Annotated in this window: 24 protein-coding genes; 19 read left to right on the top strand and 5 right to left on the bottom strand. The window is 59.7% G+C overall.

The genetic code is table 11. From position 1 onward, the window contains the following. Positions 1–2: 2 nt before the first annotated feature. Both BLU26_RS05085 and BLU26_RS05080 read right to left on the bottom strand, forming a co-directional pair. A complete protein-coding gene (locus BLU26_RS05085; RefSeq protein ID WP_092284459.1) occupies positions 3–299 on the bottom strand; it encodes a hypothetical protein in 297 nt (98 codons plus the stop codon). After that, positions 296–871, bottom strand: a complete 576-nt coding sequence (locus BLU26_RS05080; protein ID WP_092284457.1) for a PilZ domain-containing protein — start codon at positions 869–871, stop codon at positions 296–298. The genes BLU26_RS05085 and BLU26_RS05080 overlap by 4 nt, the downstream gene beginning before the upstream one ends. Positions 872–981: 110 nt before the next feature. Between BLU26_RS05080 and BLU26_RS05075 the strand changes: the two genes are divergently transcribed. Both BLU26_RS05075 and lolD read left to right on the top strand, forming a co-directional pair. Next, positions 982–2,226, top strand: a complete 1,245-nt coding sequence (locus BLU26_RS05075) for a lipoprotein-releasing ABC transporter permease subunit (protein WP_092284455.1) — start codon at positions 982–984, stop codon at positions 2,224–2,226. Then, a complete protein-coding gene (lolD, locus tag BLU26_RS05070; protein WP_092284453.1) occupies positions 2,219–2,902 on the top strand; it encodes a lipoprotein-releasing ABC transporter ATP-binding protein LolD in 684 nt (227 codons plus the stop codon). Before BLU26_RS05075 ends, lolD begins: the two co-directional genes overlap by 8 nt. Here the strand turns inward: lolD and BLU26_RS05065 are convergent, their stop codons facing one another. Next, complete coding sequence (locus BLU26_RS05065) at positions 2,903–3,427, bottom strand: DUF2062 domain-containing protein (RefSeq protein WP_092284451.1); 525 nt, start codon at positions 3,425–3,427, stop codon at positions 2,903–2,905. 38 nt (positions 3,428–3,465) lie between these two features. On the opposite strand from BLU26_RS05065, the gene BLU26_RS05060 reads away from it, so the two are divergent. The 8 genes from BLU26_RS05060 (at position 3,466) to murB (ending at position 10,538) form a co-directional block, all read left to right on the top strand. Next, positions 3,466–5,772, top strand: coding sequence for a DNA internalization-related competence protein ComEC/Rec2 (locus tag BLU26_RS05060; RefSeq protein ID WP_092284449.1), 2,307 nt, complete (start codon positions 3,466–3,468; stop codon positions 5,770–5,772). 80 nt (positions 5,773–5,852) lie between these two features. Beyond that, positions 5,853–6,536, top strand: coding sequence for a MotA/TolQ/ExbB proton channel family protein (locus BLU26_RS05055; protein ID WP_092284447.1), 684 nt, complete (start codon positions 5,853–5,855; stop codon positions 6,534–6,536). 2 nt (positions 6,537–6,538) lie between these two features. Beyond that, on the top strand, positions 6,539–6,973 hold the full coding sequence (locus tag BLU26_RS05050) for an ExbD/TolR family protein (protein ID WP_092284445.1): 435 nt from the start codon (positions 6,539–6,541) through the stop codon (positions 6,971–6,973). A 73-nt stretch (positions 6,974–7,046) separates the two neighbouring features. Beyond that, a complete protein-coding gene (lpxK, locus tag BLU26_RS05045; protein ID WP_092284443.1) occupies positions 7,047–8,078 on the top strand; it encodes a tetraacyldisaccharide 4'-kinase in 1,032 nt (343 codons plus the stop codon). Between the two features lie 4 nt (positions 8,079–8,082). Then, a complete protein-coding gene (locus tag BLU26_RS05040) occupies positions 8,083–8,268 on the top strand; it encodes a Trm112 family protein (protein ID WP_092284441.1) in 186 nt (61 codons plus the stop codon). A 4-nt stretch (positions 8,269–8,272) separates the two neighbouring features. Further along, positions 8,273–9,031: a 3-deoxy-manno-octulosonate cytidylyltransferase gene (kdsB, locus tag BLU26_RS05035; RefSeq protein ID WP_092284439.1), complete on the top strand. Its 759-nt coding sequence runs from the start codon at positions 8,273–8,275 to the stop codon at positions 9,029–9,031. Then, the gene (locus BLU26_RS05030; protein WP_092284437.1) at positions 9,028–9,504 is read left to right on the top strand and encodes a low molecular weight protein-tyrosine-phosphatase; all 477 of its coding nucleotides are present in this window, start codon (positions 9,028–9,030) and stop codon (positions 9,502–9,504) included. The genes kdsB and BLU26_RS05030 overlap by 4 nt, the downstream gene beginning before the upstream one ends. Then, entirely contained in the window at positions 9,501–10,538 is a 1,038-nt protein-coding gene (murB, locus tag BLU26_RS05025) for a UDP-N-acetylmuramate dehydrogenase (RefSeq protein WP_092284435.1), read from the top strand. Before BLU26_RS05030 ends, murB begins: the two co-directional genes overlap by 4 nt. Positions 10,539–10,604: 66 nt before the next feature. Here the strand turns inward: murB and rne are convergent, their stop codons facing one another. Further along, positions 10,605–13,946 (bottom strand): ribonuclease E, encoded by a 3,342-nt coding sequence (gene rne / locus BLU26_RS05020; protein ID WP_092284433.1) that lies wholly within the window; start codon positions 13,944–13,946, stop codon positions 10,605–10,607. 694 nt (positions 13,947–14,640) lie between these two features. Between rne and rluC the strand changes: the two genes are divergently transcribed. From rluC to BLU26_RS05000, 3 genes are read left to right on the top strand one after another with little or no spacing between them, the layout of a single operon-like run. Further along, on the top strand, positions 14,641–15,600 hold the full coding sequence (gene rluC, locus BLU26_RS05010) for a 23S rRNA pseudouridine(955/2504/2580) synthase RluC (RefSeq protein ID WP_092288368.1): 960 nt from the start codon (positions 14,641–14,643) through the stop codon (positions 15,598–15,600). Continuing rightward, positions 15,593–16,285: an HAD-IA family hydrolase gene (locus tag BLU26_RS05005; RefSeq protein ID WP_092284429.1), complete on the top strand. Its 693-nt coding sequence runs from the start codon at positions 15,593–15,595 to the stop codon at positions 16,283–16,285. The genes rluC and BLU26_RS05005 overlap by 8 nt, the downstream gene beginning before the upstream one ends. 29 nt (positions 16,286–16,314) lie before the next feature. Continuing rightward, positions 16,315–17,283, top strand: coding sequence for a S49 family peptidase (locus BLU26_RS05000; protein WP_092288367.1), 969 nt, complete (start codon positions 16,315–16,317; stop codon positions 17,281–17,283). A gap of 10 nt (positions 17,284–17,293) precedes the next feature. Here the strand turns inward: BLU26_RS05000 and BLU26_RS04995 are convergent, their stop codons facing one another. Then, complete coding sequence (locus BLU26_RS04995) at positions 17,294–17,872, bottom strand: Maf family protein (protein ID WP_092284427.1); 579 nt, start codon at positions 17,870–17,872, stop codon at positions 17,294–17,296. 220 nt (positions 17,873–18,092) lie between these two features. Here BLU26_RS04995 and BLU26_RS04990 point away from each other — a divergent pair, with 220 nt between their 5' ends. The 6 genes from BLU26_RS04990 (at position 18,093) to acpP (ending at position 21,945) form a co-directional block, all read left to right on the top strand. Beyond that, positions 18,093–18,527 carry a YceD family protein gene (locus tag BLU26_RS04990; RefSeq protein ID WP_157719303.1) on the top strand — a complete coding sequence of 145 codons (435 nt, stop codon included), beginning with the start codon at positions 18,093–18,095 and terminating at the stop codon, positions 18,525–18,527. Between the two features lie 19 nt (positions 18,528–18,546). After that, complete coding sequence (gene rpmF, locus BLU26_RS04985) at positions 18,547–18,729, top strand: 50S ribosomal protein L32 (protein WP_065335934.1); 183 nt, start codon at positions 18,547–18,549, stop codon at positions 18,727–18,729. A gap of 36 nt (positions 18,730–18,765) precedes the next feature. After that, on the top strand, positions 18,766–19,743 hold the full coding sequence (plsX, locus tag BLU26_RS04980; RefSeq protein WP_231702044.1) for a phosphate acyltransferase PlsX: 978 nt from the start codon (positions 18,766–18,768) through the stop codon (positions 19,741–19,743). Positions 19,744–19,838: 95 nt separating this feature from the next. Continuing rightward, positions 19,839–20,777, top strand: a complete 939-nt coding sequence (gene fabD, locus BLU26_RS04975; RefSeq protein ID WP_092284421.1) for an ACP S-malonyltransferase — start codon at positions 19,839–19,841, stop codon at positions 20,775–20,777. A 10-nt stretch (positions 20,778–20,787) separates the two neighbouring features. Then, on the top strand, positions 20,788–21,531 hold the full coding sequence (gene fabG / locus BLU26_RS04970) for a 3-oxoacyl-ACP reductase FabG (protein WP_092284419.1): 744 nt from the start codon (positions 20,788–20,790) through the stop codon (positions 21,529–21,531). Positions 21,532–21,708: 177 nt separating this feature from the next. After that, positions 21,709–21,945, top strand: coding sequence for an acyl carrier protein (gene acpP / locus BLU26_RS04965; RefSeq protein WP_092284417.1), 237 nt, complete (start codon positions 21,709–21,711; stop codon positions 21,943–21,945). Positions 21,946–22,111: the final 166 nt, after the last annotated feature.

The following is a 22,111-nucleotide window of genomic DNA, read 5'->3' as shown; positions in this document are numbered from 1 at the left end:
AATCAGGGTGCCTTGGGCGTGTGCTGGCGCACGCTGTCGATCACATGGCTGTACTCGAAGTACACGCTGAAGCCGTTATAGTCCCAACGGGTTATCGGTGGTTGGCCCACCGCGGCATGTCGCTTTGCCGGTTCACCCCAGCCGCGCAACACGGCATCGAAGCTGGCGCCCCGTTGGGGCAGGCTTGTGGCCTGAGCGCTGCTCTGTTCGCCGACCGGGATGCTTAGCGTGTCGGCGTAGAGTGGGCTGGCGGCCAGCAGGGTGCTGGTGAGAATGAGGCTGTGCAGAAGCGGTTTCATGTCGAGGTCCTTTCAGTCGATTTTGCGGCACGTATATCCTGTGCCTGTTTTTGCAGTATATGCCGGGCGAGCAGTTGGCGCTGTGCGTCGGTCAGCACATCGAAGTTTATGCCGAGCGCCCAGCGGTTTGCAGTATCTGTGGGGTCGCAGCGCACTACTCGGCCGGGAATCGCCAGTCCCAGTGGTGCAGGTAATAGAATCAGGCGAACTGCCAGCCAAGCGTCCTTAGGGTAGGCGGTGTCTGACTCGAACGACATGCCGCCCTCGCTGATAGTGACCTCTACCGGCTCGCCGAAGTCACCAGAAAGCTCGACGGCCAGGGTTTTGCCCAGCAGGTCGATGCGTTTGTTAATGATTTTGAGGTACTGGGCCAAGGCACGGTCGCGCTCGGAAATCTGCCGTAACAAGTGCTGTGACTCGTAGTCGAGCATGTGCATGTCGGTCAGCAGGTCAAACAGTGGGCCATGCTGGCTCCCCAGGTCGGCACCTGGTCCGTCGATGGGTTTGACGTCGAGCGCCATCTGATCCTGAATGCGGAAGAACTCCCGCTTGTCATTATTGTCTGTTTGCATGGCGTATCTCGTGTGGCGCCTACGCAGCGCTGACCAAGTGCTGCTGTTCAGTGTAACATGTCGCTCAAAATTCACCGGCTGAGCCCGGCTTATAAGGTAACCTGCTTTTCATGTTCAGACCCTTACCGTTTTTTATCGGGCTGCGTTATACGCGCGCCAAGCGCCGTAACCACTTTATTTCCTTTATCTCTCTCATTTCCATGCTGGGACTCACCCTGGGTGTCATGGTGATGATCCTGGTGCTGTCGGTAATGAACGGGTTTGACCGTGAATTGCGTACCCGCATTCTGGGCATGGTGCCGCATGCGACCATCAACGGTTACCAGCCGATCAGCGACTGGCAGGGTCTGTCGGAGCAATTGATCGCTAACCCCAAGGTGGTGGCGACTGCGCCCTTTATTCAGTTGCAAGGGATGCTGACCCACGATGGCAGCGTCGCGCCAGTGTTGGTGACCGGTGTTGAGCCGTCTGCCGAGAAGACGGTGTCCATCATTGAAAACCACATGCAGAGCGGTTCACTGGATAATCTGGTGGAAGGCGAATTCGGCATCATTATTGGTGAGCTGATCGCCAAGCGCTTCAACGTAGACGTGGGCGACAAACTCACCTTTGTATTGCCGGAAGCCTCGGTAACCCCGGCGGGTGTTTTTCCGCGCCTCAAGCGCTTTACTGTCGCGGGGGTATTCAAGGTGGGTGCCGAACTGGACAGCTCGCTGGCGATGATCAATGTAGCGGATGCGGGCAGACTTAACCGTTGGCAGCCGGGCCAGGTGCAGGGCGTGCGCATCAAGCTGGATAACCTCTTCGAGGCGCCCAAGGTGGCCTGGGATCTGGTCAAGCAGCTACCGGGTGATTATTACGCGCAGGACTGGACGCGTACCCATGGCAACCTGTTTGCGGCGATCAAGATGGAAAAGACCATGATAGGTTTGCTGCTGATGCTGATTGTGGCGGTCGCGGCCTTCAATATCATCTCAACCCTGGTCATGGTGGTGACCGACAAGAAAGCGGATATCGCCATTCTGCGTACCCTGGGCGCAACACCCATGTCGATCATGGGCATTTTCATGGTGCAGGGCTCGGTGATCGGGGTGGTGGGCACCATCAGCGGTTGCGTGCTGGGGGTGCTCGCTGCGTTGAACGTATCGCAGATGGTGGCCTGGCTTGAGCGCGTGCTGGGTATTCAGTTTCTCAGCTCAGATGTCTATTTCATCAGCTATCTGCCTTCGGAGCTGATCTGGAGTGACGTTTTCATTATCTGTGGGGCAGCGCTCAGTTTGAGCTTCCTCGCCACCCTGTATCCCGCCTGGCGGGCATCGCGAACCGAGCCGGCGGAGGCCCTGCGTTATGACTGATGTTGTTCTCGAATGCCGTAGCCTCAGTAAAGAATACGCGGTTGGCCCGCAGCGCCTGCGGGTGCTGGATCAAGTCCACTTCTCTCTGCACCGCGGCGAGCGTATCGCCATTGTCGGCAGCTCCGGCTCGGGCAAGACCACCCTGTTGAATATGCTGGGCGGGCTGGATACGCCCTCTGAAGGGGAGGTCTGGCTGGCCGGCCAGCAGCTATCGGCCATGCAGGAAACCCAGCGCGGTAAGTTGCGCAATGCTGATCTGGGCTTTGTGTACCAGTTTCACCATTTGTTGCCGGAGTTCAGCGCGCTGGAAAATGTCTGTATGCCCTTGCTGATCGGTAAGACGCCAATAGCAGAAGCCCGCAAGCGAGCGACAGTGATGCTGGAGCGCGTCGGTCTTGCAGAGCGGATAGGACATAAGCCGGCTGAGCTGTCTGGCGGCGAGCGCCAGCGCGTTGCCATTGCTCGAGCGCTAATCAATGAACCGGCCTGCGTGCTGCTGGATGAACCCACGGGGAACCTGGATCAGCATACTGCGGAGAGTATTCAGCAATTGATGCTCGAGCTTAGCCAAACACTGCGTACGGCCTTTTTGGTGGTCACGCACGACCTGACCCTGGCAGCGCAGATGGATCGCATTTTTACGCTCAAGAAAGGGCAGCTCTGCGAGCAGTCTTGATCAGGACTGGTGACGGTTTCGCATTTTGCGCCGTTGCCAGTTGCGCGACACCCACCACCGCCAATACAACATGGTCAGGCAGTAGCCCAACGCTGCCGAGACCGTGGCCACCAGAAACGACCCCAGTAACAGGGGTTGCCAGATGTGATGCAGCTCCGCCATCAGCCAATTGAAGGACAGCTCCATGGGCATGCTGCGTTCGGGCGCGCCCAGGAGTAGGGTGCCGACCTTGTATTGGGCATAGAAAATCGGCGGCATGGTGACCGGGTTGGTCAGCCAGACCAGGCTGACCGAAATCGGCAGGTTGGAACGCACCAGTACGGCAATTGCTGCGGCGACCAGCATCTGTAGTGGAATGGGCATGAGCGCGACGAACAGACCCACTGCCATTGCCCGCGCAACGCTGTGGCGGTTGAGATGCCAGAGGTTCGGATCGTGTAGCAAGTTACCCATGAAGCGCAGGGACTTGCTGCCTTTGATTCGGTCCGGATGGGGCATCAGTCGTTTGAATAGACGGCGAGGCATCGCAGGGTTTCGGCTACTGTGGCGTGCGCCAATTATGCATGGAATGTCAGACGGGCACTACTGCCTGGCAGCATAGTCGATTACAGGATGTTTGCTTGAGCGATCTGCGTCTGTTGTTGGCGAGTCTGCTTGCGGGCTTGCTGCTACCACTGTGTTTCTCACAACTCCCTTCACTTGGGTGGCTGGTGCCGCTGCTGCCGGCGGCGCTGCTACTTTGGCGTGTGGGGGCCGCGGGGCGCTGTTTGTGTTTTTTGTTATGCGGATTGGTCTGGGCCTTGATCTTTCACCATCAGGCTATAGCGCAGCGACTGGATCAGGCCTTGGATGGCCATACGGTGCAAATTGAAGGGCGCATTGCGGGCTTGCCGGAACAGACCGAGACCGGTCGGCGCTTTCAGCTGGAGTCCGTGCGGCGCCAGGACAGTGGCGAAACGCTGCCGAGTCTGCGCTTGCATTGGTGGGGTGGTGAGCCGGTAGCGGCCGGCGAACTCTGGTCGTTCGAGACGCGGTTACGGCGGCCAAGGGGGTTAAGCAATCCCGGCAGTTTTGATTATGAAGCCTGGCTGTACGCCGCGGGCACGGGCGGCTTGGGCAGTGTGCGGGGCGGCGAGCGGGTGTCGGCGTCAGCCAGTGCCTCCTGGCGTGAAGCACTGCGCGCGCGTTTCTCGGCGGCCTTGGCGCCAGTGCCCGAGGGTCAGCGATTATTGGCGCTGGTGTTGGGTGACAAGTCGAGCTTGAGCGACTCTGATTGGGAAGTATTGCAGGCTACGGGCACAAGCCACCTGATGGTTATTTCAGGGCTGCATGTGGGCATGCTCGCGCTGACTGTGTTCTGGCTTACCAGGCAACTGCTGCGCTGGGGTCGTTTCGCCTGGGCCTGGCCGCAGCTATGGCTTTCTGCACCGGTGGCACTGGCTGCGGCCGCTGTCTACGCGGCACTGTCTGGCTTTGCCGTGCCGGTGCAACGCGCATTGTTGATGTGCGCCCTGGCGTGTTGCATGCAACTCTGGCAGCGCAGGCCCAGTCCGCTGCTGATCTGGCTGGCAGCGTTGGTAGTGGTGGTGGCGCTGAACCCCGCTGCGCCGCTGCGGGCCGGGTTCTGGTTGTCGTTTATGGCGGTGGGTTTGCTGATTTTTGGCCTCAGCGGTCGTTTGGCTTTGCAAGGCGTGTGGGCGCGCTGGGGCAGCGCACAGTGGGTAGTCTATCTCGGGTTGTGGCCGTGGCTGGTGCTGTGGGGTATGCCGAGCAGTGCGTCGGCATTGCTGGTTAACCTGGTCGCGATTCCCTGTCTTAGTGTGTTCCTTCTGCCGCTGGCGCTGCTGGGCGCATTGGTGGAGTTATTGACCGGCTGGCCGCTGCTCTTGCAGTACGCCGCCGGCGCGTTAGGGTTGCTGTTTAATGGGCTTACCTGGGTCGCGGGCTTCAGCCCGCTAGTACATTTCGCGTTTCCCGGCTGGCTAGGCTGGCTGTGTGCGCTGGCTGGCAGTCTGATGCTGCTGAGCCCGCTGTCGCGGCTGTTGTGGTTGCCTGCTGGGCTGTGTCTACTGCCGTTGTTGTTACCCCAATTTGCGCGCCCGGATCAAGGCGAACTGCAACTGACCGTGCTGGATGTGGGGCAGGGCTTGGCGATCCATGTACAGACTGCCGAACACGATCTGCTCTACGACGCCGGGGCACGCCTGTCCAGCGGCTTTGACCTGGGCGAGGCCGTGGTATTGCCGGCGCTGTTGGCCAGCGGTGTCACCCGGCTGGATATGCTGTTGATCAGTCATGCTGATAATGACCACGCCGGCGGCGCGCTGGCGGTGCAGCAGCGCTTGCCGGTTGAGCGAGTGATCAGTGGCGAGCCGGAACGGCTGGCTGCGGGTCTGGTTGCCGAACCTTGCAGGGCGCAACGCTGGACCTGGGATGGTGTCACCTTCGAGCTGTTGCCAGGCGCGCAGCAGCAGGCGGCGTCCAACGACCGCTCCTGTGTGCTGCAGTTGAGCGCGGGGCAGAGCGGGGTACTTCTGCCGGGGGATATTCGGCAGGCAGGTGAGTATCATCTGCTACCGGCGCTGCGCCGAGCCAGCGTGCTCCTTGCGCCGCACCACGGTAGTGTCAGCTCTTCTTCCTATGCGTTCATTCGCCAGGTTGCGCCGCGCTGGGTGGTCTACAGTGCCGGCGCCAGCAATCGCTATGGGCATCCGCATCCCAAGGTTGTGGCACGATATCGCGAACTGTCGGTAGAACCGGTTTATACTGCCGTCTCCGGCGCCGTGCGCTTTCGTCTGGATGGTCAGGTCGAGCCAGAACTTACCTGGCACTGGCGCGAGAAGGCACGGCGTTTCTGGCATGAACAATAAGGTGCGGGCACTGCCGTTACAGGGCGTTTCGGTTAGATGTCTGTGCTAGAGTAAACAACCATTTTGGGGAGGGATCGCTTGTGTGGGAATTGATCAGTTCCGGTGGCTGGCTGATGCTGCCGATCATTCTGTCATCTGTTATTGCTGTGGCTATTGTTATTGAGCGTTTGTGGGCGCTGCGCACCAGTCGCGTGGCACCGGACAACCTGCTTGGACAAGTCTGGCGCTGGATCAAGGACGGCCAGCTCGATGCGGTCAAACTGAAAACCCTAAGAGCCGACTCCCCGCTGGGTGAGATTCTCGCTGCCGGCCTGGCCAACTCGCGTCATGGTCGTGAAATCATGAAAGAGTGTATCCAGGAGGCAGCCGGTAAGGTGGTGCACGAGCTGGAGCGCTACCTCAACACCCTCGGTACCATCGCGGCGATCACCCCGTTGCTGGGTTTGTTGGGTACGGTGATCGGCATGATCGACGTGTTCAGCGCCATTATGGTCCAAGGCACCGGTAACACCGGCGTGTTGGCAGGCGGTATCTCCAAGGCGCTGATTACCACAGCGGCGGGTCTGACCGTGGCGATCCCCGCCGTGTTCTTTCATCGCTTCTTTGTCCGCCGTGTAGACGAGCTGGTGATCGCCATGGAACAGGAAGCCACCAAGCTGGTTGAGGTGGTGCAGGGCAATCGTGATGTGGAGTTCAATGGCGGCAAGGACAACGGCAGCAGCAAACGTACTCCAGCGGCGGCGGTAGCCGGTAAGGGAGCCTGACCGTGAACTTTCGCCGGCAAAGAACGGAGGAGGTCAGTGTCAACCTGACGCCACTGATTGACGTGGTGTTTCTGCTGCTGATTTTCTTCATGGTTTCGACCACATTCACCCGCGAAACCCAGCTGAAGCTGGATTTGCCCCAGGCCGTTTCCGGCGAGCGGGTGGAAAATCGCAATATCCAGCAACTTGAGCTCACCATTGCCGCTACCGGTGAAATGGCCTTGAACGAGAAGGCACTGCTGAATCCGAACCTGAGTAATCTCAAGGCCGCGCTGCAGAAAGAGTCCGGCGGCGATAACATGCTGCCGGTAGTCATCACGGCGGATGCGCAGACCCCGCATCAGTATGTGATTACCGCGATGGATGCGGCCGGACAGTTGGGCTTCAGTCGCTTGCGGCTGACCACCAGCGAAGTCGGAGCGGACGAGCAGCAGTGAAGGGCTTTTGCACGGGGGTTGTCGCGGCTGCATCGCCAGGCCCCTGGTGCAGGCGGGCATCGGTGTTGCTGCCATGAAGTGGCAGCAGAGCCTTGAGCAGGGTCTGCTGCGTGCCTGGTATGGTAAGGCGCGCTGGCTGGTACTCTTGCGGCCCTTATCGGCGTTGTATCGCCTGGTGGCGCAGCGCCGTCGGCAGCGTTATCTGAACGGGCAGACAGCGCAATGGCAGCCGCCGGTTCCGCTGATTGTCGTTGGTAATATAACGCTGGGCGGTACAGGAAAGACGCCGATGGTGCTTTGGCTGGCCGCGTTTCTGCGTAGTCATGGCTATCGTGTGGGGGTGATCAGCCGTGGTTATGGCGGCACGCCACCTGCTTTGCCATGGCGCGTCGACCCTGCTGGTAATGCCGACCACAGCGGCGACGAGCCGTTGTTGATCGCGCAGCGCGCGCAGGTGCCGGTGGTGATTGATCCCGACCGTCCGGCCGCTGCACGGGCGCTGCTGGCCAGCGGCGATATTGACCTGATCATCAGCGATGACGGGCTGCAGCACTATGCGTTGGGGCGAACCGTGGAGTTGGTGATGCTCGACGCACAGCGTGGCCTGGGCAATGCGCGCTGTTTGCCGGAAGGGCCGCTGCGTGAACCTGCGGAGCGTTTGGCCGCGGTAGACCTGCTGGTCAGCAACGGAGCCGCCCAGGATCAGGGCGCCTGTTATGCCATGCAGCTAAGGCCAACCAGCCTGATTCACCTGCGTACTGGCAAGCAGGTGCCATTGGATCTCTGGCAGGGTGAGCGTGACGTGGTGGCAGTGGCTGGCATTGGCAATCCAGAGCGTTTTTTTCGCACATTGGAATTGTGCGGCTTCCGTTATGTGCCGCGCGTGTTTGCTGATCATGCCAGCTACTCCCCCGAATCGCTGAACGATCTCCCCAAGGAAAAACTGGTCATAATGACCGAGAAGGATGCAGTGAAGTGCCGTGCCTTGGCACAGGAAAACTGGTGGTATCTGAGCGTAGAGGCCGAACTGAGCGATGCTTTCGCTGCGGCCTTGCTTGCCACTCTGCCCGCTGCATCCGCCCCGCATTCACCCATTCAGGAGTAAATCGATGGATCCAAAACTGTTAGATGTACTGGCTTGTCCGTTGTGCAAGGGACCGTTGGTATTGAGTGCGGATAAAAGCGAGCTCTGGTGCCGCGCTGATGGCTTGGCCTATCCGGTGCGTGATGGCATCCCGGTGATGTTGGAAACCGAAGCCCGGGCGCTGGACGCTGACGAAAAACTGGATCGCTGAGCCTATGTTTCACGTTATTATTCCTGCTCGCTACGCCTCGACGCGGCTGCCCGGCAAGCCGCTCCAGCTGATCGCCGGCAAGCCCATGGTGCAACATGTGTGGGAGCAGGCGCGCAAGAGTGGGGCTGCTTCCGTTACCGTCGCCACCGACGATCCGCGCATCGTCGCCGCCTGCGAAGTGTTTGGTGCCGACGTGGTGTTGACCCGTGAAGACCACCCCTCTGGCACCGATCGGCTGCAGGAAGTGGTCAGCAAGTTAGGCCTGGCCGACGATGCCTGTGTGGTCAACGTGCAAGGTGATGAGCCGTTGATTCCGCCGGAGGTGATTGATCAGGTAGCCGGCAGCTTGTTGGCTCATCCCGAAGCCGGCATAGCGACACTGGCTGAGCCGATTGAAGACAGCGAGTCACTGTTCAATCCGAATGCGGTAAAGGTGGTAAGTGATCAGCGGGGCTTTGCGCTGTATTTCAGTCGTGCGCCCATGCCCTGGTGCCGTGACGCCTTTGCCAACGGTCCTGCTGCCTTGCCGGCGGGCATTCCGTTTCGCCGGCACATCGGAATTTATGCTTACAAGGTCGGCTTTCTGCATGACTATGTGACCTGGCCAGCAAGCCCGCTGGAAAGCGCGGAATCGCTGGAGCAACTTCGTGCCCTCTGGTTTGGTGTGCGAATTCATGTTGCCGACGCCTGCATCGCGCTGCCTGCCGGAGTGGACACCCAGGCCGACCTGGAGCGCGTGCGAGCATTGCTGGAGCAAGCATGAGCCGGAGTGTTACGCGTGTGTTGTTTGTTTGCCTGGGCAACATCTGCCGCTCGCCCAGTGCGCAGGGTGTATTCGAGGCTCGCTTGCGCGAGCGTGGCCTGCAAAGCGGTTATCAGGTTGATTCTGCCGGCACCGGCGGCTATCACGTAGGCGAGCCGCCGGACCGCCGAGCCACCGCAGCGGCGCGCCAGCGCGGCTACGACCTGTCTGCGCAACGTGCACGTGCTGTACGCGACAGCGATTTCACTGAGTTCGATCTGATTCTGGCGATGGATCAAAGCAATCTGGATAACCTGCTAGCACGCGCGCCGGCTGCTGCACGCAGTCGCATTCGGCTGTTCATGAGTGTTGCTCCTGAATTGCCGCAGGAGGTGCCGGATCCCTATTTCGGCGGCGAGCAGGGCTTCGAACAGGTGCTGGATATGCTGGAAACGGCAGCCGATGCCTGGCTCGATGTCTCGGTGGCGACGTGAGCAAGCTGCGATCGCAGGTCGATTTGCGACCATTCAATACGCTGGCCCTGAGTGAGCGGGCGGAGCGGCTACTGTGTGTTGAAAGCGATAGTGAAATGGTCGCTGCATTGGCGCAGGCGCAGCGCAGTGGCTGGCCGGTCACCCTCATCGGGGGTGGCAGCAACTTGGTACTTGCCGGGCCTGTGCCTGGTCTGGTGCTGTTGATGCGCACTCGTGGTCGGCGTGTGATGTCGCGCAGCCCCGAGAGTGTGGTGGTCGAAGCTGCTGCCGGTGAAAACTGGCACGACTTTGTTCGCTGGTCGCTGGATCTTGGCCTCAGTGGGCTGGAGAACCTGTCGCTGATTCCCGGCACGGTGGGCGCGGCACCGGTTCAGAATATCGGTGCCTACGGTGTAGAAGTCAGAGACCTGTTTGACAGCCTGGATGCCCTGGATCGTCGCACGGGGGAGGTCAAATGCCTGCAGGCAGCCGACTGCCGGTTTGACTACCGCGACAGCCTGTTCAAGCATGAAGCCGAACGTTATGTCATCTTGCGAGTGCGCTTCAAGCTATCACCCAGGCCCTATATCAATGTTGGCTACGCACCCTTGGCCGCGGCCTGGCAACAAACCGGATTGCAACGGCCCGACTCGCGCGTCGTCAGTGAACTGGTGTGTGCTATCCGGCACAGCAAGTTACCGGACCCGGCGCGCTTGCCCAACGCTGGAAGCTTCTTCAAGAATCCGTTGGTGCCGCAGGCCAAAGCAGATGCATTGCTGCTGCGTTATCCGCAGATGCCACACTTTCCGCAACCGCAGGGCGCATGCAAGCTCGCTGCGGGCTGGTTGATTGATCAAGCCGGCTGGAAGGGGTTGCGGCGCGGGGATGTGGGTGTGCATGCAGAGCAGGCACTGGTGCTGGTGAACTACGGCCAGGCACGGGGAGCGGATATACTGGCCCTGGCGGCGGAAATTGCCGCCGATGTACAGCGGCGTTTTGGCGTAGCGCTTGAGCGGGAGCCGCCGTTGCTGGGGGCGGTGTCTAGTTGTAGCTGATGCTGCCTGGTAGCGAAAGATAAAAAAAGGGGATGCCGAAGCATCCCCTTTTTTTGCAGCCGAACATCAGGTTCGGCTGGTGTCGCTTTCTTTCTCCTGCGGCTCTGCCGCTGATTGCTCGGCGTCGTCTTCAGCTTTGGCAGTGCCTTGCTCTGTCTTCTCGGGCTCACTGCTGTTGCTGTTGGCGTCGACCTCAACGGCGGTGTCCTGCTGGGAGCTTTCCAGCATGTCGGCCTGCTTAGGTTGCTCTGCCGGCTTGGACTGAGCGGCTACTGCCTCGGTGGCCTCGGCTTTGGCTTCAACCTGCGCGGGCTCAGCGGCAACGCTGGCTTCCACAGGTGCTGCTGCGGGCTCGGATTCGACCGACGTGGCGGCTTCGGCGGGCTGCTGCGCAGCTTCCTCGGCCAGACGTTTGGCTTCCAGCTGGCGACGACGTATCTCGCGAGGGTCGTTGTAGGCGCGACCGCTTTCAGTCAGGGCAGGAATGCTGCTTTCTGACTCGGCGGTAGGCTCTGCGACAACCTCTGGAGCCGGTTCGGAGGCGGCCTCGCTTACTGGTTCAGCAGGCGCTTCGACAGCAGCAGGCTCGGCGACAGCCTCCACCGCTGGCTGTTTCGCCGCCGCGGCGGCTGCAGGCTTGGCCTCGACTGCGGCTTCAGTGCGGCTTTGCTCTTGCGGCTGCTCGCTGGTTGCCGTTGGTGCTTCTGCGGCTGCTTCGCTGGCCGCTGGCTGCTCTGCCGTTTCTGCATCTGCATCTGCAGCCTGAGGCTGGGTTTCAGCAGTAGCGGCAGGGCGACGGCGTTCCTGGCGTTGACGGCGGGCAGGGCGTTGGGCCGGTGCTTCGTCGTCCGTTTCGGCCGCAGGCTCTGAGGTTGCGCTTTCTTCGCTGGCCTTTTCTACCGGTTGTGCCTGACTGAAAGCCTCTACTGCGTTTTCCATCGAAGCTTCCACTTTGCTGGCTGCTTCGTTCAGGCCTGCTTCAACAGGCGCTTGAACGTCGGTTACCGGTGCCACGTCGGCGTCGTCGGTGGCCGGTGTGGTAGGCGCCGCGGATGGCTCGGCAGTAACTGCTTCAGCGCTGGTGACCGCTGCGGCGATAGGCGCTACTTTGGCATCCTGTGCGGCATCGGCGTTGGCGTCCTGGCTGTTGTCGGCTTCCGCTGACTCGTTACCGGTATTTTCCTGCTGCGGGCGGCGGCGGTTGTTGCGACGGCGCTGGCTGCTGCGAGAGCGGCGCTTGGGACGCTCGCCTTCGTTACCTTCGGCTGCATTATCCTGGGTCTCGTTAGCGGTGCTGGCGTTCACGCTGACTTCTTCCGCCTGCTGCTCCTGCTCGTTCTGACGTTGCTGTGGGCGGCGCTCGCGAGGCTGCTGGCGGGCTGCCTGGTTGTCATCGTCGCGGTTACTGCGCTGCTCGGCATCAGCTGGACGGCGGCGACGGCGTGAGCCGGTCTGCGGCTGAGCTGCAGCTTCGGCCGGCTTCTCTGCAGGCGCTTCTGCGCTGTTGCGTTCGCTACGAGAGGCTTGTTGCTTGCGCTCGCCGTCGTTGCGTTCATTCCGGTTGCCGCGCTCGTTACGCTCCCCGCGCTGACGACGATTGCGATTGTTACGACGCTCATCGCTGTTACGGTTGTTACTGTCGCGGGCGGGGCGCTTGGGAGCAGAGCTAGCCTCGGCTTCCTTGGCGGGCTCGGCGCTGGCGTTGTCGTCATGCGCAAACAGGCCAACCAGAGACTTGATCAAGCCCTTGAACAGGTTGGGTTGAGCTGCCTGTACCGCTTCGACCGGTGCTGGCGGCGTGGGGGCCGGGCGAGCCGGGGAAAGCGCCTTGACGGCGGCTTCCTGGCGCACGATGGCGCGCGTCTGGCTAACCGGAGTCGGCTCTTCGGCTTCCACTTCGCTGCTCATGGTGAAGCTGCTTTCGTGGTTGAGTACCGACTCGTGATCATCACGCAGGCGCTGGACTTCGAAATGCGGAGTGTCCATGTGCGGCGTCGGCAAGATCAGAATACGGATCTTGGTGCGCGCTTCGGTCTTGGCCAAGGCTTCGCGCTTTTCATTCAGCAGGAAGGTGGCAACGGCAACCGGAACATGTGCGCGTACTTCAGCGGTGCGTTCTTTCAGGGCTTCTTCTTCGATCAGGCGCAGGACCGACAGCGACAGCGATTCGACGTCGCGGATAGTGCCGCGGCCATTACAGCGTGGGCAGACGATGCCGCTGGTCTCGCCCAGCGAAGGACGCAGGCGCTGACGGGACATCTCCAGCAGGCCGAAACGCGAGATGCGACCCACTTGTACGCGGGCGCGGTCGGCCTCAAGACTTTCGCGTACGCGCTCTTCAACAGCGCGCTGGTTTTTGGCCGGGCTCATGTCGATAAAGTCGATGACGATCAGGCCGCCGATGTCGCGCAGGCGCAGTTGGCGGGCGATTTCTTCGGCCGCTTCCAGGTTGGTCTGCAGGGCGGTCTCTTCGATATCGCCACCCTTTGTGGCACGTGCCGAGTTGATGTCGATGGAGACCAGGGCTTCGGTGTGGTCAATCACGATGGAGCCGCCGGAGGGCAGCTTCACTTCGCGTTCGAAGGCGGTTTCGATCTGGCTTTCAATCTGGAAGCGATTGAACAGCGGTACGCTGTCTTCATACAGCTTCACCTTGCTGGCGTATTGCGGCATCACCTGGCTGATGAAGTTGAGGGCCTCTTCTTTCACGGTTTCGCTGTCGATCAGCACTTCGCCGATGTCCTGGCGCAGGTAGTCGCGGATGGCGCGAATGATGACGTTGCTTTCCTGATAGATCAGGAAAGGCGCACTGCGCTCGGAGGAAGCGCCTTTGACTGCGTCCCAGAGTTGCAGCAGGTAATCCAGATCCCATTGCAGTTCTTCGGCGCTGCGGCCCAGGCCGGCAGTGCGCACGATCATGCCCATGTCGGCAGGTACGTTCAGACTGTTGAGTGCTTCACGCAGTTCGTTGCGCTCTTCACCTTCGATGCGGCGTGAGATTCCGCCGGCGCGCGGGTTGTTGGGCATCAGTACCAGGTAGCGGCCAGCCAGACTGATAAAGGTGGTCAGGGCGGCGCCCTTGTTGCCACGCTCTTCCTTGTCGACCTGAACGATAACTTCCTGGCCTTCCTTGAGAACGTCCTTGATATTGACGCGGCCTTCTACCTGCTTGGAGAAGTATTCGCGGGAGATTTCTTTTAGCGGGAGAAAGCCGTGGCGTTCAGAGCCGAAGTCGACGAAGGCAGCTTCGAGGCTGGGTTCGACGCGGGTAATACGGCCTTTGTAGATGTTGGCCTTTTTCTGTTCGCGAGCACCGGATTCGATGTCGAGGTCATAAAGGCGCTGGCCGTCTACCAGGGCGACACGCAACTCTTCGGGTTGAGTTGCGTTGATAAGCATTCTTTTCATGAAGTACCGTTGTGATTCCAGGGCTAAACGGATATCACGTGTACGGCACCTGCGACTCATGCGTTAGGTGTCAGGTGTGTTTCTGGCCCGGGTTGATTGCCCGGGTGCAGAGTTCACATCGCTTCGCTGCTGGTTGGCAGCGTCCACGACAGTTCTATCTGTTACATCTACACAGAGAAACTGCTTTGGACTGTCTTGCGGTAACAAGAGGGTTCTGTGCGGCGGCAGGCTTTTATGCTGCCGGGTGGCGGTCATGTGGCTGTCAACGCAGGTTGTGCGGATCAGCGGTCTGGCCGGCTTCGCGTGTTGCCCGGATGTTGCTGCAAGGCGTCCTTAGGGAGGAATCAGCTGGACTGGTAACGGGGACACATTGAATGGCAAGTGTCAGCGCTCGTCACATTATCCTGAAGCTGTGCATCTCCACCTAAACACTTACCCATTTGAATCGGGTGCCGCTCAGCGTGTTGTCCGCGAGCGGGTTAATAGTCTGTCTGCCCTCATGGCAGGCAGTGTTGCAATCATCAGTCGCGCCGATCATTCGTTTTCGTTTGTAGGCGGAGACCGTATGGCTTTGTTTCTGGGGCTCGGCAGCTTTGTATGGGCTGGACTCCCCGGCTGCAAACGCGGCAGCTCGCTGGACTATAGCAGCATTTTTTAAGTGCTTCAATTGAATGAAAAAATGTATCATGCGCGGATGAAAAACAGCCCCAGCGAACTTCCTGTCCAGGTCCAGTTTGATCAGATTGATGCTGATCAGGCTGGGCAGCGTATAGATAACTACCTCATTACCCGTCTCAAGGGTGCGCCCAAGACGCTGGTCTATCGCATTTTGCGCAAGGGCGAGGTGCGCGTGAACAAGGGTCGGGTCAAGCCGGACTATCGCCTGCAGGCCGGGGACGTTCTGCGTATTCCGCCGGTGCGTCTGCCGGCGCCCAACGAGCCCGCGCTGGTGGGGCAGGGGATTCTCAATGCGCTGGAGGCCGGCATCCTGTATGAAGACAAGGGCTTGATTGTGGTCAATAAGCCCGCCGGGCTGGCAGTGCATGGCGGTAGCGGGCTGAACTTTGGCGTCATCGAGGCGATGCGCCAATTGCGTCCCGATTGCCCGCAAATGGAATTGGTGCATCGGCTGGACCGTGATACCTCTGGCTGTCTGATGATTGCGAAAAAGCGCAGCGTTTTGCGCCATCTGCACGCAGCTCTGCGTGGCGACGGTGTGACCAAATGCTATGAAGCGCTGGTGCGCGGTCGCTGGCCGGCGTCCACCAAAAGGGTTCATGCGCCGCTACAGAAAAATAACCTGCGTTCCGGTGAGCGCATGGTGGAAGTGGATCCCGAAGGCAAGGAATGCCTCACCGAGTTTCGTGTGCTCGAGCGTTTTGGTGATCAGGCCACACTGGTTGAAGCGCGGCCCATCACCGGCCGCACTCATCAGATACGTGTGCATGCCAAGCACGCCGGCCACCCGATCGCCGGTGATCCCAAGTACGGTGACGATGACTTCTCCCGCGAAGTGCGCGAGCTGGGCGGCAAGCGGCTATTCCTGCATGCGCGTTCACTGCGGGTGGTGATGGCGGATGGTCAGGAGCTGAAAGTTGAGGCGCAACCTGGCCTCGTCTGGGACAGTACCTTGGGGCGGCTGCGCAATGCGTGAGTTTGATACGCTGATTTTTGACTGGGACGGCACGCTTTCAGATTCGGTTGGTCATATCGTTTCCGCCATGCGCGCTGCGGCGCAGGATGCTGACATGCCCGTGCCAACGTCCACTGCTGTGCGCGGAATAATAGGCCTTGGTTTGCCCGAGGCGGTTGCGGCCTTGTATCCGCATGAAAGTGACGCGCGGCGGCTTGCCGTGGTGGTTGATAGTTATCGCCAACAGTACCGCGCGCAGGAGGCGCAGCCAGTACTGCTGTTCCCAGGCGTGCGGGAGGCACTGGACGCTTGGCGCGCTGAGGGTTACCGGTTGGCCGTGGCGACGGGTAAAGGGCGTGGTGGGCTGGAGCGGATGCTGCGCAGTCACGACCTGCTCGATTATTTCGATGCCACGCGTTGTGCAGATGAAACGGCGAGCAAGCCTCATCCAAGAATGCTGCGAGAGATTCTCCAGCAACTCGATGGCGCGCCGTCGCGTGCACTCATGGTCGGGGATAGCTCCTTTGATCTGGACATGGCGACACAGGCTGGCATGGGCAGTATTGGCGTCACTTACGGTGCGCAGTCGCGTGAGCAGTTGCTGCGCTGTAAGCCGCTGCACCTGATTGATGAATTTGTCGAGTTGGCGGGCTGGTTGAAAGCGCCCCGTCCAAGCAATCAAAAAATGGCGATGGGGGAAGCTTGATGCAGAATGATCAATGGACCGAAGGCAAGATGGTTTCCAGGGAGGAGCGCGCGCAAGCGACCGAGGATAAGAAGGCCTGGCAGTTGCTGGAAAAGACCCTGCTGGCATCGCTACAGGAGCAAAAGCGTTCGCGGCGCTGGGGTATCTTTTTCAAAACCCTGACCTTTGTTTATCTGTTTGGCGCCATCATGCTGTTTTCGCCGCTGGCACAGATGGAGTCGAGCAGTGTCGGCGGGCCGCACACGGCGGTGATTGAATTGCGCGGCATGATTGCAGACCAGGAAGAGGCCAGCGCGGATAATCTGGTGGGTGCGCTTCGCGACGCCTTCGAAGACGCCAATACCAAGGGTGTAGTGTTGCGGATCAATAGCCCGGGCGGCAGCCCTGTGCAATCAGGCTATGTTTATGACGAGATAAAACGGCTGCGCGCGCTGCACCCGGATATCAAGCTGTACGCGGTCATTACCGATCTGGGCGCTTCTGGTGCCTACTATATCGCGGCGGCGGCGGATGAGATTTATGCCGACAAGGCCAGCCTGGTAGGCTCTATCGGCGTGACAGCTGCCGGTTTCGGGTTTGTCGGCACTATGGATAAGCTGGGCGTCGAGCGTCGCACTTACACTGCCGGTGAGCACAAGGCCTTTCTCGATCCATTCCAGCCGGAAAAGCCGGAAGAGCGTGAGTTCTGGCAGGGCGTGCTGAATACCACCCATCAGCAGTTCATCAGTCAAGTTAAAGCGGGGCGGGGTGATCGCCTGAAAGAAACGCCAGATATGTTCAGTGGTTTGATCTGGTCAGGTGAGCAGGCGCTGGAGCTCGGGCTGATTGACGGCTTGTCGAGCACTTCTGCGGTGGCGCGGGACGTTATTGGTGCCGATGAGTTGGTGGATTTCACGCATCAGGAGTCGCCATTCAAGCGCTTTACCCGTCAACTGGGTGCCAGCATGGGGTCTGCGTTGGCGACCGAGCTAGGTTTCTCCGGGCCGGCTTTGCGCTGAGCGGGGCGGCTCAGGGTAGGTAAATACCTTCCTTGGCGAGCATGTCGCATAGCTTGATCAGCGGCAGGCCGATCAGGCTATTGGGGTCGTCACCCTGCATGCTGTGCACCAGGCTGATACCAAAACCTTCAGACTTGAAGCTGCCGGCGCAGTCGTAGGGTTTTTCGCGGCTGAGGTAGCGCTCGATCTGCGCGTCATCCAGTTGTCGAAAGGTGACGCGGTAGGGTTCCACGATGAGTTGGTAGTTGCCGCTGGCGCTGTTCAATAGGCAGAGCGCCGTCGAGAAGGTCAGGGTCTGACCGCTGCTTGCTCTGAGCTGGCGGGTGGCTTCGAGATGGCTGCCGGGTTTGCTCACCGGCTGGCCGTCCAGTAATACCACCTGATCCGAGCCGATTATCAGATGCTGGGGGAAGGCCTGCTGCAGGCTTTGTGCCTTTTGCAGGGCGAGGCGCTGCGTCAGCTGCTCTGGTGGCTCGTTGACAGAGGGTGTTTCATCAATGTCCGGTGAGGCGCATTGGAATGGCAGGTGCAGCCGCTGCAGCAGGGTTTTGCGGTAGCTGGAGCTGGACGCCAGGATCAGTGCCGGCATGGGGGTTTCTCCGATTTTAACTGGGTGGCATCTTAGCCTTGGCGTGCGGAGGTTGGCGAGTCGGTCGCTAATAGTGATTCTGCCTGCAAATAGTTTTGACAGATGGGGCGCTGATCCCTAGAATTGCGCGCTTATGTCTGGAACCATACCCTCATACATTGAGCCGGCACGGCTTGTTGATCGCCAAATCACCCTGAAAGGCGTGGTAAAGGCGGATAGCATGCAGCGTTTGGCGGCGGTGTTGGCGGCTCCCGCAGATGATGTGCAGGTTGAACTGCATTTTGCCCGCGACGAGCAGGGGATCGGCACCATGCATGGTCACTATCAGACCAATGCGCCGCTGATCTGCCAGCGTTGCCTCGAGCAGGTTATTGTGCCGCTCGACAGCGAGTGTGATGTAGGTTTTGTCGAAAGTGATGAGGCTGCCAAACAGCTGCCCCGTCTTTATGAACCGGTTATTGTGGGTGAAGAACCGCTCGATCTGATTTCTCTGATCGAAGACGAACTGCTTCTGGCCTTGCCTGCAGTTCCGATGCACCCGCAGGAAACATGTCAGCATCCGCCAGGGTATCGCCCTGAGACGGCGGAGCTGGAGGAAAAGTCTGAGAAGCCTAATCCTTTCAGCGTGCTGGCCAAGTTAAAACGCGATACCTGAGCTTAGGAGCTTATTAGTCATGGCTGTTCAGCAGAACAAAAAGTCCCGTTCCGCACGCGGCATGCGTCGTTCACACGATGCGTTGTCCTCCGCTGCCTTGTCAGTAGACAAGACCACTGGCGAAACTCATCTTCGTCACCACGTTTCTCCTGACGGTTTCTACCGTGGTCGTCAGGTTGTAAACAAGGACAACGACGAATAAGTTTTGTCCACGTCAATTCGCCTGGCGATTGATGTGATGGGCGGGGACTTCGGTCCCCGTTGCATTATCCCCGCTGCGCTTCGCAGCCTCGCGCTATACCCCTCCCTGCATTTGATTCTGGTTGGCTCTGCGGATGCTATCAAGCCGCTGCTTGCCGCTGCCCGTTATCCCGCTGATCGAATTACTCTGCTCCCTGCCAGCGAGCAAATTCTGGCCGATGATCCGCCTGCTCGCGTGTTGCGCGGCAAACCGGATGCTTCTATGCGAGTAGCCTTGGAGTTGGTACGTGATGGGCGCGCTGATGGTTGTCTGAGTGCAGGCAACACCGGCGCGCTTATGGTACTGGCGCGATCCGTTGTTGGCATGCTCGAAGGTGTACAGCGGCCAGCCATAATGGCGGCGCTGCCGGTCGCCGGACATGATTGCCATGTGCTGGATCTGGGGGCGAACGTTGATTGCTCGGCCGAGCACTTACTTGAATTTGCTCTTATGGGTTCGGCTGCGGTTACGCAGTTGACCGGCAACTCCAGCCCTCGCGTCGGTTTGCTGAATATCGGTCACGAGGTGAACAAGGGCACGCGCGAGGTGCGCGCGGCGGCGGCCTTGCTGGCTGCCAGTGAGCGCCTCAATTACGTCGGCCATGTTGAGGGCGATGGGCTGTTTCGCGGTGAAGCCGATGTGGTGGTGTGTGACGGCTTTGTTGGTAATGTGCTGCTCAAGGCGAGCGAGGGTGTTGCCAGCTATCTGCAGTCGGAAATGCGTGATGCCCTGCAGGCCAGTCGCTTGCTGCGCTGGATGTCGCCCTGGGTTCGGCGTTCGCTCAAGCCCATGCGGCAGCGCAACGACCCTGATCGCCACAATGGTGCCAGTCTGCTGGGCTTGCGTTCGGTGGTGATCAAAAGTCATGGTGGTGCCGGCGAAGAGGCTTTGCTGGCGGCTATCGGCAAGGCGGTGAAGGCTTGTGAGGCCAATCTTCCGGCGCGAATTGCCGATCAGCTGAGGGCGGCGCGATGAGGGCTGTGACCTCGGCGGTGCAAGACGCATCCAAATTCCATTGTCACAATCATGTGTCTAGACTCTCCTCATTCATTCGATAACAGGAAGATGGTATGACTAATTCCCTTGGCTTCGTATTCCCCGGTCAGGGCTCGCAAGCCGTTGGCATGCTGGGTGAGCTGGCTGAGCAGCACGCGGTGATCAAGGATACCTTCGGTGAAGCGTCAGAGGCGCTCGGTTATGACCTGTGGGCATTGACCCAGAATGGCCCGGAGGCGGACCTGAATCGCACTGATCGAACGCAGCCAGCCATTCTGACTGCCTCCGTCGCGTTGTGGCGCCTGTGGTGCCAAACCAGTGCCGTGCGTCCCGGTTTTGTAGCAGGTCACAGTCTGGGTGAGTATTCGGCGCTGGTCGCGGCCGAGGTGTTGAGCTTCGCCGATGCGGTGCGCTTGGTCGAGCGCCGTGGCCAGCTGATGCAGCAGGCCGTGCCTGCAGGGCAGGGCGCCATGGCGGCGATACTGGGGCTGGAGGATGACCAGATTATCGAGCTGTGCGCCGCTGCTTCTCAAGGTGAGGTGGTCAGCGCGGTAAACTTCAACGCCCCGGGGCAGGTGGTTATTGCCGGTCAGGCTGCTGCTGTGGAGCGCGCCATTGATGCCTGCAAGGCGGCGGGTGCCAAGCGGGCGATTGCCTTGCCGGTAAGCGTGCCTTCACACTGCGCGTTGATGCAGCCTGCAGCAGAGCAGCTTTCCGCTGATTTCGCCGCCATTGATTGGCAGGTGCCGGCCATTACGCTGGTGCAGAACGTCAGTGCGCGTCCGGCAGCCGATGTTGCCGATCTGCGGCAGTTGCTAGTCGAGCAACTTTACAGTCCGGTTCGCTGGGTTGAGACGGTGGTTTACATGGCTGAGCAGGGTGTTACTGACCTGGTCGAGTGCGGTCCGGGCAAGGTTCTGGGTGGTCTTAACAAGCGCTGTGCCAAGGCCGTTGCCAATCACAGTCTGGACAGTGTTTCTGGTTTTGCCGCGTTCAGCGAACGCTTTGCATAAGGAATTTGATATGACTCTTGCAGGAAAAGTAGCGCTGGTGACCGGCGCGAGCCGCGGTATCGGCCAGGCTATCGCCCATACACTGGCTGCGCAGGGTGCCATCGTTGTGGGTACTGCGACCAGTGACCAGGGTGCGCAGGCGATTGCCGACAAGCTGGCTGAGGCCGGTTATCAGGGCACCGGAATGAAGTTGGATGTGCGTGATCCCGAGTCAGTTGCCGCGGTCTTGGGCAGTATTACCGATACCTACGGTGCTCCGGCGATTCTGGTGAACAATGCGGGTATTACCGCCGATAACCTGCTCATGCGCATGAAAGACAATGAGTGGGACGATGTACTGAATACCAACCTAGGCTCGGTTTACCGCCTGTCCAAGGCGGTGCTGCGAGGTATGACCAAGGGCCGTTGGGGGCGTATCATCAACATCAGTTCGGTGGTGGGCGGCATGGGTAACGCCGGCCAGTCCAACTATGCTGCGGCCAAGGCCGGCATGGAAGGTTTTACTCGCGCATTGGCGCGCGAAGTGGGCTCGCGTGCTATTACTGTGAACGCGGTTGCACCGGGTTTTATTGACACAGACATGACGCGTGCGCTTAATGACAGCCAGCGTGACGTGATGCTGGAGCAGATTCCGCTTGGCCGTTTGGGGCAGGCAGATGAAATTGCAGCCGCAGTAGGATTTCTTGCCAGTGAGTCGGCAGGCTACATTACCGGTGCAACGTTGCCGGTAAATGGCGGCATGTACATGAGCTGAGGTGCTATCCACCTCGGCTAGAATGATGTTTTTGCATGACTTTTTGCCGGGTACAGGCCCCGCAGGCTTTGCACCCTTTACGATAGGAACGATTCGCGCTTGAAACCAAGCAATTTGTTTCTATAAACTACCCGCAGTCCGGCTTCTCGGAACTGCAAATAGGAGTGAGAACAAGGTATGAGTACCATCGAAGAACGCGTCAAGAAAATCGTTGCCGAACAGCTCGGCGTCAAAGAAGAAGAAGTGACCAACAGCGCTTCTTTTGTTGAAGATCTTGGCGCTGACTCCCTGGACACCGTGGAGCTGGTAATGGCGCTCGAAGAAGAATTCGAGACCGAGATTCCGGATGAAGAAGCCGAGAAGATCACTACCGTCCAGGAAGCAATCAACTACGTGAATTCAAACCAGAAGTAATCACGTAGTCTGCTGAAAGGTCCCAAAAAAGCCGCAGTGCTCTCAAGTAGCTGCGGCTTTTTTGTATGTCTGAATCATGCTGATACGCTGGCGTCGTTCTAGTGTATTGCTGGGCGGCGCGTTTGCGCCGACAATATGGCAGGTTCGCGGCAGAGGCTTTGTCTGG

It is taken from the genome of Halopseudomonas sabulinigri (assembly GCF_900105255.1).
GTDB lineage: Bacteria > Pseudomonadota > Gammaproteobacteria > Pseudomonadales > Pseudomonadaceae > Halopseudomonas > Halopseudomonas sabulinigri.
The sequence above is the reverse complement of the archived record's forward strand: the minus strand, read 5'-3'. Positions and strand labels throughout refer to the sequence as shown.

Bases quoted from the DNA above. Each gene is read 5' to 3' on its own strand.
- BLU26_RS05005 (WP_092284429.1), top strand. From the start codon at position 15,593: ATGCGTGAGTTTGATACGCTGATTTTTGACTGGGACGGCACGCTTTCA.
- lpxK (WP_092284443.1), top strand. From the start codon at position 7,047: ATGAAGTGGCAGCAGAGCCTTGAGCAGGGTCTGCTGCGTGCCTGGTAT.
- BLU26_RS05080 (WP_092284457.1), bottom strand. From the start codon at position 871: ATGCAAACAGACAATAATGACAAGCGGGAGTTCTTCCGCATTCAGGAT.
- BLU26_RS05075 (WP_092284455.1), top strand. From the start codon at position 982: ATGTTCAGACCCTTACCGTTTTTTATCGGGCTGCGTTATACGCGCGCC.
- BLU26_RS05000 (WP_092288367.1), top strand. From the start codon at position 16,315: ATGGTTTCCAGGGAGGAGCGCGCGCAAGCGACCGAGGATAAGAAGGCC.
- BLU26_RS05040 (WP_092284441.1), top strand. From the start codon at position 8,083: ATGGATCCAAAACTGTTAGATGTACTGGCTTGTCCGTTGTGCAAGGGA.
- kdsB (WP_092284439.1), top strand. From the start codon at position 8,273: ATGTTTCACGTTATTATTCCTGCTCGCTACGCCTCGACGCGGCTGCCC.
- rluC (WP_092288368.1), top strand. From the start codon at position 14,641: ATGAAAAACAGCCCCAGCGAACTTCCTGTCCAGGTCCAGTTTGATCAG.
- plsX (WP_231702044.1), top strand. From the start codon at position 18,766: ATGGGCGGGGACTTCGGTCCCCGTTGCATTATCCCCGCTGCGCTTCGC.
- BLU26_RS05030 (WP_092284437.1), top strand. From the start codon at position 9,028: ATGAGCCGGAGTGTTACGCGTGTGTTGTTTGTTTGCCTGGGCAACATC.
- rpmF (WP_065335934.1), top strand. From the start codon at position 18,547: ATGGCTGTTCAGCAGAACAAAAAGTCCCGTTCCGCACGCGGCATGCGT.
- BLU26_RS05060 (WP_092284449.1), top strand. From the start codon at position 3,466: ATGGAATGTCAGACGGGCACTACTGCCTGGCAGCATAGTCGATTACAG.
- acpP (WP_092284417.1), top strand. From the start codon at position 21,709: ATGAGTACCATCGAAGAACGCGTCAAGAAAATCGTTGCCGAACAGCTC.
- BLU26_RS04990 (WP_157719303.1), top strand. From the start codon at position 18,093: ATGCAGCGTTTGGCGGCGGTGTTGGCGGCTCCCGCAGATGATGTGCAG.
- lolD (WP_092284453.1), top strand. From the start codon at position 2,219: ATGACTGATGTTGTTCTCGAATGCCGTAGCCTCAGTAAAGAATACGCG.
- BLU26_RS05085 (WP_092284459.1), bottom strand. From the start codon at position 299: ATGAAACCGCTTCTGCACAGCCTCATTCTCACCAGCACCCTGCTGGCC.
- fabD (WP_092284421.1), top strand. From the start codon at position 19,839: ATGACTAATTCCCTTGGCTTCGTATTCCCCGGTCAGGGCTCGCAAGCC.
- BLU26_RS04995 (WP_092284427.1), bottom strand. From the start codon at position 17,872: ATGCCGGCACTGATCCTGGCGTCCAGCTCCAGCTACCGCAAAACCCTG.
- BLU26_RS05065 (WP_092284451.1), bottom strand. From the start codon at position 3,427: ATGCCTCGCCGTCTATTCAAACGACTGATGCCCCATCCGGACCGAATC.
- fabG (WP_092284419.1), top strand. From the start codon at position 20,788: ATGACTCTTGCAGGAAAAGTAGCGCTGGTGACCGGCGCGAGCCGCGGT.
- rne (WP_092284433.1), bottom strand. From the start codon at position 13,946: ATGAAAAGAATGCTTATCAACGCAACTCAACCCGAAGAGTTGCGTGTC.